This window comes from Paenarthrobacter sp. 2TAF44, from assembly GCF_052114885.1.
GTDB lineage: Bacteria > Actinomycetota > Actinomycetes > Actinomycetales > Micrococcaceae > Arthrobacter.
Genome location: NZ_JBFRFP010000003.1, coordinates 202429 through 214996, shown reverse-complemented (window position 1 = coordinate 214996; position 12568 = coordinate 202429). Strand labels below are relative to the sequence as shown.

Sequence of the window (12568 nt, the reverse complement as noted above, 5' to 3'; positions counted from 1 at the left end):
ATGGAGTCTGAGAAGGCGCGGCGTCAAGCCCTCTAAGCTAGGAACGAACCGACAGACCGGAACGAGACCCCCATGCCTGATGCACCATCCCCCGCCGGCGCGCCGGGAACCAAGCCAACCATCCGCGATGTCGCAAGCGCAGCGGGTGTTTCCAAGTCCTTGGTTTCCCTCGTCCTGCAGGGCTCTGCCAACGTCAGTGAGAGCCGCCGTCGTGCCGTCATGGAAGCCATGGAAAACCTGGGTTACAGGCCCAACCGACTGGCCCAGCGACTCTCCGGGCCGCGCAGCGGAACCATCGGCGTCATGCTCAACGACATCCGGAATCCGTGGTTCGTGGAACTTCTTGAGGGACTCACGGCGGCGCTGCATTCGGCGGGCGTTTCACCGGTTCTCGCCGATTCATACACTGACCAGCGGGTGGGCCGGAGTTCGGTGGAGACGCTCCTGGAGCAACGAGTGGATGGCCTGGTGGTAGTGGGAACCACCAACGAATCTGCCGCGATCGAGAAGGCTGCCCAAAGCTTCCCCGTGGTCCTCGCCGGGACCCGCGAACCGGTACTTGCCGGCGTCGACATCGTGGTCAATGATGACGACGCCGGTGCGCGTCAGGCGACCGAGCATCTCATCGCGCTGGGTCACCAGCGCATTGCGCACCTTCAGGGGCCAGGTGAAGTGGGGAAGCTGCGGCGGGCCTCGTTCGAACGCAGCATGCACGACGCCGGGCTGGAACCTCTTGCGGTACCGGGCGGCGGAATGAGCGAAGAGAGCGCCTACAGCACAGCGAGCAGGTTGCTGGCTGGCCCCGAGAGGCCCACTGCGATTTTCGCGTACAACGACGTCGCGTGCATCGGCGCTCTTTCGGCTGCAGACGACCTCGGACTTTCCGTGCCCGACGACCTCTCACTGGTGGGTTACGACAACACTTACCTGGCCAAAATCCGGCACCTGTCGCTGACGTCCGTGGACAACGGCAACCTCGCCGTGGGCGTCGAGGCCGGCAAGTTCATCCTGGAGCGGCTCACAACTCCCGATCTCCCTGCGCGGCTGCACTTGGTGCCGTCCCAACTCCAGGTCCGGGGGTCGAGCGGGCAGGCTCCGGCTTAGGGCCAACGCCGTTCGCGCCGCGCCCGCGCTCCCGCAGCAGCAACACCCCGGCATTGGCCGCGACGATCAGCCCGATCCCCACCCACTGCCCCGCGGCCAGGTCCTGATGCAGGATCACGGCACCGATGACGGCAGCAAACACAGGGTTGATGCTCATGAGCACGCCGAACATGTTCGCGGGGACCCGTCGCAGCGCGATGAGATCGGCCACGTAAGGCAGCACGGAGGCGAAGATTCCGGCCGCCACAGCACACAGAACCGCCAAGCCGTTGATCGGCTGGCTGATGAAAACCACGACGGCGACAGGCAGGAACAGCGTCGCCGACACTCCTGTTGCGGCTGCTGTGCCCTGGATACCCTGCACTCTTTGGCCCACGGTCCGGTTCAGGAGGATGTAGGCGGCCCAACTGCAAGCGGCGATCAGCCCCAAGCCGATCCCTACGACGTCCATGGATGCCTCCGGCCGGGTGATGGCCAGGACGCCGAATGCAGCAACCACAGCGCAGACCGCACTGCTCTTTCGTCGCGAGCTGATCAAAGCCACAGCCAAGGGCCCAAGGAATTCAAGGGTGACGGCAAGTCCAAGGCCGATCCGTTGGATGGACGCATACAGGCCGAGATTCATGGTGCCGAACGAAACGGCGAGGAGAAGGACAGGCCACCATTGCCGCCAGCTCAATTCCCTCAGCCGGGGCCGGACGATCGGCAAGAGAACAGCCGCCGCCACGAGCTGGCGCACCGCCACAACACCTACTGGCCCCATGACCGGAAAGGCGAATGATGCCGTGGCGGCGCCAAGTTGGTTCGAAAGTGCGCTGGCCAGGAGGGTCGCCGCGCCCCCGGCCTTCCGGGATGGCTTTACTCCAACTTCGCTGGTGTCGATCATGGGGAAATTCTGCGCTTGGCCTTCGCATCCACTAAATGCTTGGACGAGCCTATTTATGCGGTGGATGCATGAATAGGATAGATGGCATGGATGTCGAGGTGAGGCAATTACGGTGCCTCCTGGCTGTAGTCGAGGAAGGCACATTTACGGATGCCGCTATTGACCTGGGTATGTCCCAAGCGGCTGTTTCACGCAACATCTCCGGGCTCGAACAGGTTCTCGGGGTACGGCTCCTGGAACGGACCACCCGCAGCGTTGGCCTGACTCCCTCCGGCGAGCGCGTCGTCGCCAAGGCACGTCGCGTCCTCTCACTTCTGGGCGACCTCGAGAGGGAGGCCCGGTCCGGTACCGGAAAGATCCGGATCGGCTACGCGTGGTCCGCCCTAGGCGAGCACACCATGGAGTTCCAACGCCGATGGGCGGTCGCAATACCGGGCGTGGAGCTGCAACTCGTGCACTCCAACTCCCCTACCGGTGGCCTTGCCGACGGAACCACCGACTTGGCCATCCTTCGACGCCTTCCGGATGCGCCCGGCGTCGAGCATGTCCGGATTGGCGAGGAGAAGCGGTACTGTGCCATGTCCTCGGACGATCCCCTGGCATCGCGACGTTCCGTAACCATGGCGCAGGTGGCTCAGCGACCGGTGGCCATGGACTTGCGGACGGGCAGCACAACTCTTGAGCTGTGGGCGGAGGAGGGGCGGCCGGATATCGTGCCCATTAACGATGTGGATGATTGGTTGACGACGATCGGCAGCGGGGCGGCGCGAGGCATGACTGCCGAGTCGACGGCTCACCAGTATCGGCGTCGGGGCATCATCTATCGTCCGGTGCGCGACGCCTCGCCGGTGTCCGTGTACCTCGCGTGGTCCACGAAGGATCCGCAGCAGGAGCGCGAGCGGATTGTGGCGTTGCTGACGCGGTTGTACGCATGATGACTGCAATCAGAAAGTGCTTGCGTCGATGACGAAGCGGTAGCGGACATCGCTGGCGAGTACCCGTTCGAATGCTTCGTTGATCTGGCTTGCGTGAATGACTTCCACGTCTGCCCCCAGGCTGTGGGCAGCACAGAAGTCCAGCATTTCCTGGGTTTGCCGGATTCCGCCCATCCTGGATCCACTGAGGTTGCGTCGGAATTCCACCAGCGACCACGCGCGCTGGCTCAGCGGTTTGGAGGGCAGTCCCACGAGGACCATGGTGCCGTCCAAGGCAAGCAAGGACAGATACGCATCCACATCGATGTCCGCAGAGACGGTGTTGATGATCAGATCCAGCTGGCCCTTCAAATATTCGAAGGTTGCGGGTTCGGATGTTGCGTAGTAACTGTTGGCGCCGAGCCGGACGGCGTCCTCCTGCTTTTTGAGCGATTGGCTGAGCACCGTGACTTCAGCTCCCAAAGCCGCAGCGATCTTCACGCCCATATGGCCCAGTCCGCCCATACCTATGATGGCCACGCGCTTGCCTGGCCCGGCCTTCCAGTTACGCAGCGGCGCGTACATGGTGATTCCCGCGCACAGCAGTGGGGCCGCCTCCTGGAGGTCTATGCCGTCGGGGATTCTGAGGACGTAGTTCTCATCCACCACGATGCTTGTGCTGTAACCGCCGGCGGTGGGCAGGCCGTCACGGCCGAAGGAGTTGTACGTGCTCGTGGCACCTTGCAGGCAATACTGCTCCTCGCCTGCACGGCAATTGACGCATTCCCTGCAGGAATCAACGAAACAGCCCACTCCCACGCGGTCCCCCACCGAATGACGGGTGACTCTTGGACCGATGGCTTCCACCACTCCGACGATCTCGTGGCCAACCACCAGGGGGTAGTTACTGGCCCAGTCTCCGCGTGCAGCATGGATGTCCGAGTGGCAGATTCCGGTGTACCTGATGGAAATCTGCACATCGAAGTCACCGGGATCGCGCCGTTCCACAGTGCCCGGGGTGAGGTCCGCGGTGGGAGAAGAGGCGACATAGGCCTTCACGGTAGTAGGCATGTGATCCTTCTTTCGGGAAACGGAAAACGGGAAACAGGATCAGGAGGCCGGGACGAACCCAAGGGTTTTGTCCACGATGTTCTGCAGGGGTTCGCCCTGGCTGAACCGTCGCAGGTTGTCCACGAACAATTGCCCCAGATCGTCGAGGTAGTCCTCGGTGTCGCCGCTCATGTGGGGTGTGATGATGACGTTGTCCATGCTCCACAAAGGATGCCCCGCGGGAAGCGGCTCGGGATGGACTACGTCCAGTGCTGCCCCTGCAATGGATCCGGAGGTCAGCGCATCCATCAGCGCGTCCGTCCGTACCAGCTCCCCACGGCCCACATTGATCAGGTGTGCGGTGGATTTCATGGCGGAAAGGACGTCAGCGTCCACAAGTCCCTTGGTCTGTTCAGTCAGTGGCGCCGCCAGGACCAGGTAGTCGAAGTCCCCGGAGATCCCGGCCAGGTCCCGGGAAGAATGAATTTCGTCGAACAATTCATCCCCTGGACGGCTGCTTCGTCCGGCACCGCTGACCTGCAGACCCACGGCACGGAACAGCGACGCGATTTCCCGCCCGATGGAACCAGTGCCCACCACCAAAGCGCGTTGGCCCTGGATCTTACGGGTGACCCTGTGCTGCCAGCGCTGCTGCTGTTGAAGCTTGAACGAGCCCTGCGAGTCTTTCGCAATATCCAGGACGAAGCCCAGCGCGAATTCGGCAATTGCACGGCTCAGCACTCCGCGGGAGTTCGTGTAGACCACATCGCTCTGGATGAGCTGGTCGAACAGGAGTTGGCTGACGCCCGCTGCTGTTACGTGGACCCATTTCAGCGACGACGCCGCGTCCCAGTTCTCCCGCAAGGCAAGGGAAAACGAATGCCACTGGTACAGGACATCGGCACCGTCCATCGCTTCAGCCAGTCCCTCGGCCTTGGTCAGTCGGACCTCGGCCAGGGCTTCGATCTCCTCCAACCGGGGCGGTAAAGCCTCCCGGTACAGTGCCGCGACAACAGGCCTCTTGCGTCCAGGGGTAACCGTCATGACGACGCCGGTGCTCCCGCAGACTTGGTTGCCGTGCCGGCCTCGATCGAGCCAAGCACATCAATGACATCGATCGCGGCCATAACAGCGGCAGTGAACTCCGACGTCGACGAAGGGCCTCCTACGTCGCGGGTCCCGAGCCCTTCCCGCAGTGCGGACTCGAAGGCCAGCTGCAGGTGTTCAGCAGCCTCCGGGTGGCCCAGGTGCTGGAGCATCATTGCGCCGGACCACATCTGGCCCACAGGGTTTGCCAGTCCCTTGCCCGCGATGTCCGGCGCAGATCCGTGCACCGGTTCAAAGAGGGATGGGAAATCACCTTCGGGGTTCAGGTTCGCGCTGGGCGCCACACCGATGGAGCCGGTGACGGAGCTGCCCAGGTCCGAGAGGATGTCGCCCAGCAGGTTCGAGGCAACAATGACGTCCAGGGTCCAGGGTTTGAGGACCAGGTGCGCAGCCAAGGCGTCCACCAGTTCGCTGGTGAGCGTCACGTCAGGGTAGAGGCGGGTGGTTTCTTCCACTACCTCGTCCCAGAAGGGCATGGTGTGGATAATGCCGTTGCTCTTGGTGGCCGAGGTGAGGTGGCCCCTGCGGGAGGACGCGAGCGAGGCGGCGTAGTGCGCGGCCCGTGATACTCCCAGGCGGGTGAAGATGGTTTCCTGGACTGCGGTTTCGTGGGGCAGGCCGCGGTACATGCGTCCGCCGACCTCCGAGTATTCCCCTTCGTTGTTTTCACGCACGATGAGGATATCGATCGGTTCCTTGTTCGCCAGGGGCGACTTCACGCCGTCGAGCGTTTTTACCGGACGCAGGTTGATGTACTGCTGGAATTCGCGGCGGATGGGAATCAACAACCCCCACAGCGATTCAGCGTCGGACACCTCCGGGGAGCCCACGGCACCCAGGAAAATGGCGTCATGCTGCGCCAGCTGCTCCAGGCCGTCCACCGGCATCATGCGTCCGTGCTGGGCGTAGTAGTCAGATCCCCAGTCGAAGTGCGTGAACTTCAGGTTGATGGAGTGGATTTCAGCGATTCGTTCCAGGGTTTCGATGGCCGCGGGGACCACTTCCTTGCCGATACCGTCGCCGGCGATGACCGCGATTTTGTGGGTAGTCATGATGCATTCCGTTCTGAGGTGCCCGTCAGCTGCTGCCAGCGGGTGGCGGCCTCCGCCAGTTTGATAATGGTGCTCTTGGGCTCGGTCATTTCCCGGACTGCGTGCTTGACCCCTTCACGGCCCACGCCGGACTTCTTGAACCCGCCAAAAGGCATCGAGTCGATCCGGACGTCGCTGGTCTCGTTGATGACCACCGCCCCGACGTGCAGCTTGTCGGCAATTGCCAGGGCCAGGTCAATGGATTCGGTGAAGACACCGGCCTGGAGCCCGTATTCGGAGGCATTGGCCGCGTGGATGGCGTCAGAGATCTGGATGAAGGGCATGATGCTGACCACGGGGCCAAACACCTCTTCAACGATGACGCGGGCGTCTGCCGGAACATCTGTCAGCACGGTTGGCTGGTAGAAGGCGCCGTGGCGCTGACCGCCCACACGAACGGTGGCGCCCGCCGCTTTGGCTTCCTCCACCCACGCCTCCACCCGGCGGGCCTCGGCTTCTGTGATGAGGGGACCGATGTCGGTGTTGCGGTCCATCTTCTCTCCGACGCGGAGCGCGCGGGTCCCCGTGAGTACCTTTTCAACGACTTCGTCGAACAGCGAAATGTGGACGTAAACGCGCTGGACGGACAGGCAATTCTGGCCAGCCACACCGAACGCCCCGGCGACGATCGCCTCAGCAGCGGTTGCCGGTTCGGCGTCGGCGCAGATGATCGTAGCGTTGTTGCCGCCCAGCTCCGAAAGGATCTTCTTGGCGCCTGCAGCGGCAGCAATCCGGTCCGCCGTCGCCGGCCCGCCGGTGAAGGAGATGAGGTCCACCTGGGGGTCGGTCACGATCGCTTCGGACACCCCGGGTCCGGACACGATCGCGGCAATGCGACCTGTCGGAACGCCGGCCTCAAGCAACAGCTGAACGAAAGCCAGCCCGGTCAGCGGTGTGCGGCCCGAGGGTTTAAGTACGACGCCGTTGCCTCCGATCAGCGCCGGGCCCAGCTTGTGTGCCACGAGGTTCAGCGGATCGTTGAAGGGCGTGATGGCGGCGATGATGCCAACAGGTTTCCGGCTGTACCAGCCGATCTTGTTGCCTCCGGCCATGCTGTCCTCAAAGCCGAGAGTCTCCCCGACGAGTTCGCTCGACGCTGCCGCCGAAAGCCGCAACGTCTCGATGCACCGGCGCACTTCACGCTCGGCCTCGTTGATGGTCTTGCTGCTCTCCGCGGCAATAATCTCCGAGAAGCGGACCGACTGCTCAGCCAGGAGCACCGCGGCCCTTTCCAAGGCCTCGCGGCGTTCCCGCAGAGGCCATTCATCATCCAGGAGGTGGCGGTGAATATGGGCAACCGCCCGACGGACATCCTGCAGGGTTGAAGAACACACAGTGCCCAGCAGCAGGCCGTCTTCAGGGTCCCGGACTTCCAGGATCCTGTCAGCGGTCTCCCACAGGCCTTCGAGGAACGCACCACCGGGAAGGGCCGCAACGTTTGCCCGCCTGTAGGCCGTTTCCTCAGCTGTTTTTGGGCGCGCTCCAGCGACGGTTGTTGATGAACTCATGGGAACCTTTACCTTGCCTGGCTAGCGGGATGTCTACTTGATACGGTCGATGATCTTCGCGGCTCCACCAATGAAGGGCAGGAACCATGGCGGGCCGAAGTGGCCGGGCACCGGCGGGTTCTTCAGGTCTTCCCACACATTTGCCGACTTGTCGCCAGCCATGTAGTGGGCCATCCGCTTACCCATGTGGGCCGCCATCTGAACACCATGGCCGCTGTAGCAAAGGGAGTAGAAGAGGCCGTCATGCTGGCCGGCATGGACCATCTGGTCCATGGAGAGATCCACCAGGCCGCCCCAGATGTAGTCCACCTTGGCCTTGGAGAGGTACGGGAAGAGCTCAGTCATGGCCTTGTGCAGGATTTCGGCGCTCTTGACGTCCGAGTCCGGGCTGGACAAAGCGAATCGGGCCCGGCCACCAAACAGCAGCCTGTTGTCCGGCGTGATCCTGAAGTAGTAGGTCAGCATCTTGCTGTCAGAGGCCTGGCGCCTGTTGGGCAGGATACGGTTCACTACCTCTTCGGACAGAGGCTCCGTGCAGATGATGAAGCTGCCCACCGGGATCACGCGACGCTGCAGCCACGGGGTGACGTTGCCGGTGTAGCCGCTGGTGGCGACCAGGACCTGCTTGGCCCGGGTAATTCCACGGGTGGTGTGCACATCGTGCACTGTCCCCGAGACCTTGTTCAGCTCAGTGACCGATGCGTTCTCGCAGATGGCTGCGCCGTTGTCAGCTGCCACCTTGGCCAGACCGTGCACGAACTTCCCTACGTGGAGCCCCGCACCCAGCGGATCCATCATGGCACCCTGGTAGAAGTCCGTTCCGATTTCGCTGTGGATCTCGGACTTGGGGATGACCTTCACGTGGTGATCAACCAGGTTCGCGAGCAGCTCCTGGGACTTCAGGAAGCCGTCGTAGTGGGATTTGTGGAACGCGAGGGAGAGCTTGCCGAAGCGCTTGAAGTCGCAATCGATGCCGTTGTCGTGAACCAGCTTCTCGATGGTTTCGATGGCGTCGTTGTATTCGCGGAACATCTCAACTGCCCGCGGAGCCCCGTAGCGCTTGACTGCCGTGCTGAAGCCAATGGCCAAACCGGTCGTAGCCATTCCCCCGTTACGGCCCGAAGCACCCCAGCCAACGGTGTGGCGTTCGAAAACGGCCACGCTGGCGCCCTGCTTGGCGAATTCAAGGGCTGCTGACAGCCCTGTAAAACCGGCACCGATAATCGCAACATCAACGTTTTCCGGGACCGGAGTGCGACGGTAATCGCCGGAAGGCTCTGTAGTATCGAGCCAGTAGGGAACAAGTTTCACGGTATGACCTTTCGCCTGGAAGTCTGTTTAGAGACCGAGGTGCTTGTTGAGCTCGTCCAAGGACGTAACAGTGTTGAGGTCGTAGCCCTGGCCAATGGGGTCATAGCCGCGGTCCAGCATCCAGAGGTTACGGAAGCCCATGTCGTGCATCGGGTGCATGTCGTACCTGGTGTGCGAGGAGACGTGCAGGAAGTCCTCCGGCTTGGCGTTCAGGGTATCGAGCATGTACTCAAAGGCCTGATAGCGCGGCTTGTAGGCCTGGGCCTGCTCAGCCGTGAACACGGCGTGCCACTCTGCACCGAGCTTGGGAATACTGATGTCCAGGAAGCTGGTGTCGGCGTTGGACAGAGCCACAAGCTGGTAGTTATCGCCCATGAGCTTCAGCGGGGCCGGCACGTCCTCGTGGGCAACCCAGACGCGGACAGCCTCAGCGAACGCTGCGCCGGCACCTTCGGTGGGCCCAATGCCCCAGCGCTTGCACACGCGGTCAAAGGAATCCTGAAGGATCGCCTCATACGGCTTGTAGTCGCCAAGGACCTCGTCGAAGCGGTAGCCACGGAACTGCTTCTTGAACGTAGGCCACTGCTCTTCGGAGATACGTCCATCAAGCAGCCGCCGGGTTGTGGGATCGATGTCGAAGTTGATCAGCGTGCCGTAGACATCGAAGGAGATGTACTTCGGCCGGAAGTTGGTCTCTGCCATGGGGTTTCCGTTCTTTTAGGGAGATGGAAGGGGGCTTGTGATTCGACTCTAGGGGGCCAAATTGTAAATTGTCAACAGTTTCTAGGCGGTATTTAGAACGGTTCTCAACCAAGGACTTACCTGAAAAAAGTTTCTGTCAATTGTTGACAATCTACTGTTGAGGGGGTTGCATTGCATTAGATGACGGAGAGATCCGGATCACATTACAACCTAGAACTTCTCCCTCCCCAGTGACCGACTCCCTCGAAGGGAAGCACCATGAAGATTCGAACCAAGGCCCAGACTGCAGCCGCAGGACTTGCCGTACTACTCGCACTGAGCGCCTGCGGCGGAACAGCTAACAGCAGCGATACGCCAGACAGCAAGACTTCAAACACCACTGACATCTCCGAGGGCGTCCAGCCCGACGAAAAGGCCGTGAGCCTCCTGCCGGCATCTTATAAGGACAAGGGCGAGCTGACGGTCGCAATGGACCTGCACTACCCGCCGACGACGTTCCTTGCCGAGGACAACTCGACGGCGATCGGCCTGAACCCGGACATCGCCCGCCTGGTGGCCAAGAAGCTCGGCCTGAAGCTGAAGTTCCAGGACACGAAGTTCGACACGATCGTCCCTGGTCTTGACGGTGGCCGCTACGACTTCACCGCCACGACCATGTCAAAGACCGATGAGCGGCTGAAGGTCCTGGACATGATCGACTACTTCAAGGCCGGCAACTCGGTGGCCGTGGCCGCGGGTAACCCGCTGAAACTCACCAACGAGACGCTGTGCGGTAAGAACATCGCCGTCACCCAGGGCTCCACCGGCCAGCTCAAGCGGCTCCCGGCCCTTAACGAGCAGACCTGCACCTCCAAGGGACAGCCAGCGATCAACGCCGTGACGCTGCCCAACGTCCAGGAAGCCCTGACCCAGCTGGCGTCCAAGCGCATCGACGGCATCTTCTACGACACAACCTCCCTCGCCTGGGCCGAGAAGCAGCAGCCGAAAGCCTTCACCATCCTGACACCGCAGGTTAACGTTGGCTCCAGCGACCTCACCGCTATCGGCGTCAAAAAGGGATCTGCCCTGACTCCCGCCCTCCAGGCCGCCATCCAGTCGGTCCTGAACAGCCCGGAATACAAGAAGTCCCTCGCCAACTGGGGCCTCGAGTCCGGTGCCATCACGGACGCAAAACTCAACTAGGAGAGGTGCTCCCATGGTGCAAACCATCAGTAACGGAAGCAAACCGACAATGAACGGAATCGATCCGGCACTCAAGCCCCGTCTTCGTCGCAGAAGTACTTTTGAATACGTCGCTTGGGTGGTTTCCATCCTGCTTGGCGCGGGCATCCTCTTCTCGGTCTCCACCAACCCCAATTTCAAGTGGGACGTCGTGGCCAAGTACTTCACCCACGAATCGATCCTCCGCGGGCTGATGCTCACCATCTTCCTTACGGTCGCCAGCATGGCCTTGGGCACCCTCCTCGGCCTGGTCATTGCCATCATGAGGTCCTCGAAAGTCAAACCGATCGCGGCCACAGCGGGCGTTTTCATCACCCTGTTCCGCGGTACCCCGGTGCTGGTCCAGCTGATCTTCTGGTTCAACATTTCGGCCTTGTACCCGAACCTGACCATCGGGATCCCGTTTACCGACATCGGCACCGCGATCGACACGAATGCACTCATGGGCCCGATCACCGCAGCCTTGGTCGGCCTGACGTTGAACGAAGCCGCATACATGGCAGAAATCATCCGCGGCGGGTTCTCCTCGGTGGGCAAGGGCCAAATCGAAGCCGCGGACTCCCTGGGAATGAGCGCCGCTACGAAGATGCGCAAGATCATCATTCCCCAGGCCATGCCCTCGATCATTCCGGCTACCGGCAACCAGGTCATCGGAATGTTCAAGGAAACATCCTTGGTCAGCGTCCTGGGTGTTGCGGAACTTCTCCAGAGCGCCCAGCTCATCTACGCACGCACCTACGAGACCATCCCGCTGCTGATCGTGGCGAGCCTCTGGTATCTCGTGATGACGTTGGTGCTGAGCTACCCGCAGTCCAAGCTCGAACAGAAATACTCCCATACCTCCGCCCGGGTTCCCCGCAAGGCCAGGAAAGTCCAACTGACAGCGCCGGAAGGAATCGCACGATGAGCAACGACGGCACGATCCAAGCCCGCCGAATTCGTAAGTCCTTTGGGCACAAGACCGTTCTCCACGATATCGACCTCGATATTGCCAGCGGTGAAATCTGCTGCATTATCGGACCCAGCGGTTCCGGCAAGTCCACCCTGTTGCGCTGCATCAACGGCCTGGAGACCGTGGACTCCGGAATCCTGAAAGTCAACGGCGATGATTTCGGCTACTACGAGACCGACAACGCTTACCACGCGCTGCCCCCCAAGAAGCTTGCCCAGCAACGTACACGGGTAGGCATGGTCTTCCAGCAGTTCAACCTGTTCCCGAACATGACCGCCCGCGAGAACGTCATGTCAGGCCCCGTGCTCGTCAAAGGTGCCGACAAGAAGGAATCCTCCAAGCGCGCCCAGGAACTGCTGACGAGCGTGGGCCTCGGCGCTTTCGGCGACCGCTACCCGGCCGAACTTTCCGGCGGGCAGCAGCAACGCGTGGCCATCGCCCGGTCTTTGGCCATGGATCCGGAAATCATCCTGTTCGACGAACCCACCAGTGCCCTTGACCCCGAAAAGGTAGGGGAAGTCCTGGCTGTCATGCAGGACCTCGCCAAAAGGGGCATGACCATGGTGGTCGTCACCCACGAGATGGGCTTCGCCCGCGAAGTGGCCGATTCCCTGATCTTCATGGACGAGGGCTACGTGGTGGAACGCGGCGACGCCCGGGAAATCCTGAAGAACCCCAAAGAAGCACGCACCCAGGCCTTCCTGAAGCAGGTGCTCTAAGCG

The 12568-nt window shown here is 61.8% G+C and carries 12 protein-coding genes; 5 read left to right on the top strand and 7 right to left on the bottom strand.

The genetic code is table 11. The features are described 5' to 3' along the window. The first annotated feature begins 72 nt into the window (after nt 1-72). A complete protein-coding gene (locus AB4Z15_RS05205; protein ID WP_442016384.1) occupies nt 73-1104 on the top strand; it encodes a LacI family DNA-binding transcriptional regulator in 1032 nt (343 codons plus the stop codon). Here the strand turns inward: AB4Z15_RS05205 and AB4Z15_RS05200 are convergent. Further along, nucleotides 1019-1990 (bottom strand): EamA family transporter, encoded by a 972-nt coding sequence (locus AB4Z15_RS05200; RefSeq protein WP_442016383.1) that lies wholly within the window; start codon nt 1988-1990, stop codon nt 1019-1021. The two genes, AB4Z15_RS05205 and AB4Z15_RS05200, sit on opposite strands and share 86 nt — an antisense overlap. Nucleotides 1991-2076: 86 nt before the next feature. Between AB4Z15_RS05200 and AB4Z15_RS05195 the strand changes: the two genes are divergently transcribed. Next, nucleotides 2077-2925 carry a LysR family transcriptional regulator gene (locus tag AB4Z15_RS05195; RefSeq protein WP_442016382.1) on the top strand — a complete coding sequence of 283 codons (849 nt, stop codon included), beginning with the start codon at nt 2077-2079 and terminating at the stop codon, nt 2923-2925. A 9-nt stretch (nt 2926-2934) separates the two neighbouring features. Here the strand turns inward: AB4Z15_RS05195 and AB4Z15_RS05190 are convergent, their stop codons facing one another. The 6 genes from AB4Z15_RS05190 to AB4Z15_RS05165 are packed head-to-tail and all read right to left on the bottom strand — an operon-like array spanning nt 2935 to nt 9673. Then, complete coding sequence (locus tag AB4Z15_RS05190; protein WP_442016381.1) at nt 2935-3975, bottom strand: NAD(P)-dependent alcohol dehydrogenase; 1041 nt, start codon at nt 3973-3975, stop codon at nt 2935-2937. A 39-nt stretch (nt 3976-4014) separates the two neighbouring features. Then, entirely contained in the window at nt 4015-4998 is a 984-nt protein-coding gene (locus AB4Z15_RS05185) for a D-2-hydroxyacid dehydrogenase (RefSeq protein ID WP_442016380.1), read from the bottom strand. Next, the gene (locus AB4Z15_RS05180; RefSeq protein WP_442016379.1) at nt 4995-6113 is read right to left on the bottom strand and encodes a tartrate dehydrogenase; all 1119 of its coding nucleotides are present in this window, start codon (nt 6111-6113) and stop codon (nt 4995-4997) included. Before AB4Z15_RS05180 ends, AB4Z15_RS05185 begins: the two co-directional genes overlap by 4 nt. Beyond that, entirely contained in the window at nt 6110-7660 is a 1551-nt protein-coding gene (locus AB4Z15_RS05175) for an aldehyde dehydrogenase family protein (protein WP_442016378.1), read from the bottom strand. The genes AB4Z15_RS05180 and AB4Z15_RS05175 overlap by 4 nt, the downstream gene beginning before the upstream one ends. Before the next feature lie 33 nt (nt 7661-7693). Then, on the bottom strand, nt 7694-8971 hold the full coding sequence (locus AB4Z15_RS05170) for an NAD(P)/FAD-dependent oxidoreductase (protein ID WP_442016377.1): 1278 nt from the start codon (nt 8969-8971) through the stop codon (nt 7694-7696). Nucleotides 8972-8998: 27 nt separating this feature from the next. Beyond that, complete coding sequence (locus tag AB4Z15_RS05165) at nt 8999-9673, bottom strand: haloacid dehalogenase type II (protein WP_442016376.1); 675 nt, start codon at nt 9671-9673, stop codon at nt 8999-9001. A 258-nt stretch (nt 9674-9931) separates the two neighbouring features. Between AB4Z15_RS05165 and AB4Z15_RS05160 the strand changes: the two genes are divergently transcribed. Genes AB4Z15_RS05160 through AB4Z15_RS05150 form a run of 3 tightly spaced genes read left to right on the top strand, consistent with a single transcriptional unit; the run spans nt 9932 to nt 12565 of the window. After that, nucleotides 9932-10855, top strand: coding sequence for an ABC transporter substrate-binding protein (locus AB4Z15_RS05160; RefSeq protein WP_442002862.1), 924 nt, complete (start codon nt 9932-9934; stop codon nt 10853-10855). Nucleotides 10856-10868: 13 nt separating this feature from the next. Then, nucleotides 10869-11801 carry an amino acid ABC transporter permease gene (locus AB4Z15_RS05155; protein WP_442002863.1) on the top strand — a complete coding sequence of 311 codons (933 nt, stop codon included), beginning with the start codon at nt 10869-10871 and terminating at the stop codon, nt 11799-11801. Continuing rightward, entirely contained in the window at nt 11798-12565 is a 768-nt protein-coding gene (locus tag AB4Z15_RS05150) for an amino acid ABC transporter ATP-binding protein (RefSeq protein WP_442002864.1), read from the top strand. The genes AB4Z15_RS05155 and AB4Z15_RS05150 overlap by 4 nt, the downstream gene beginning before the upstream one ends. The last annotated feature ends 3 nt before the right edge of the window (nt 12566-12568 follow it).

Excerpts from the sequence above, each read along its gene's own strand:
- AB4Z15_RS05150 (WP_442002864.1), top strand. The coding sequence starts at position 11,798 with ATGAGCAACGACGGCACGATCCAAGCCCGCCGAATTCGTAAGTCCTTT.
- AB4Z15_RS05160 (WP_442002862.1), top strand. The coding sequence starts at position 9,932 with ATGAAGATTCGAACCAAGGCCCAGACTGCAGCCGCAGGACTTGCCGTA.
- AB4Z15_RS05200 (WP_442016383.1), bottom strand. The coding sequence starts at position 1,990 with ATGATCGACACCAGCGAAGTTGGAGTAAAGCCATCCCGGAAGGCCGGG.
- AB4Z15_RS05185 (WP_442016380.1), bottom strand. The coding sequence starts at position 4,998 with ATGACGGTTACCCCTGGACGCAAGAGGCCTGTTGTCGCGGCACTGTAC.
- AB4Z15_RS05180 (WP_442016379.1), bottom strand. The coding sequence starts at position 6,113 with ATGACTACCCACAAAATCGCGGTCATCGCCGGCGACGGTATCGGCAAG.
- AB4Z15_RS05205 (WP_442016384.1), top strand. The coding sequence starts at position 73 with ATGCCTGATGCACCATCCCCCGCCGGCGCGCCGGGAACCAAGCCAACC.
- AB4Z15_RS05155 (WP_442002863.1), top strand. The coding sequence starts at position 10,869 with ATGGTGCAAACCATCAGTAACGGAAGCAAACCGACAATGAACGGAATC.
- AB4Z15_RS05175 (WP_442016378.1), bottom strand. The coding sequence starts at position 7,660 with ATGAGTTCATCAACAACCGTCGCTGGAGCGCGCCCAAAAACAGCTGAG.
- AB4Z15_RS05195 (WP_442016382.1), top strand. The coding sequence starts at position 2,077 with ATGGATGTCGAGGTGAGGCAATTACGGTGCCTCCTGGCTGTAGTCGAG.
- AB4Z15_RS05190 (WP_442016381.1), bottom strand. The coding sequence starts at position 3,975 with ATGCCTACTACCGTGAAGGCCTATGTCGCCTCTTCTCCCACCGCGGAC.
- AB4Z15_RS05165 (WP_442016376.1), bottom strand. The coding sequence starts at position 9,673 with ATGGCAGAGACCAACTTCCGGCCGAAGTACATCTCCTTCGATGTCTAC.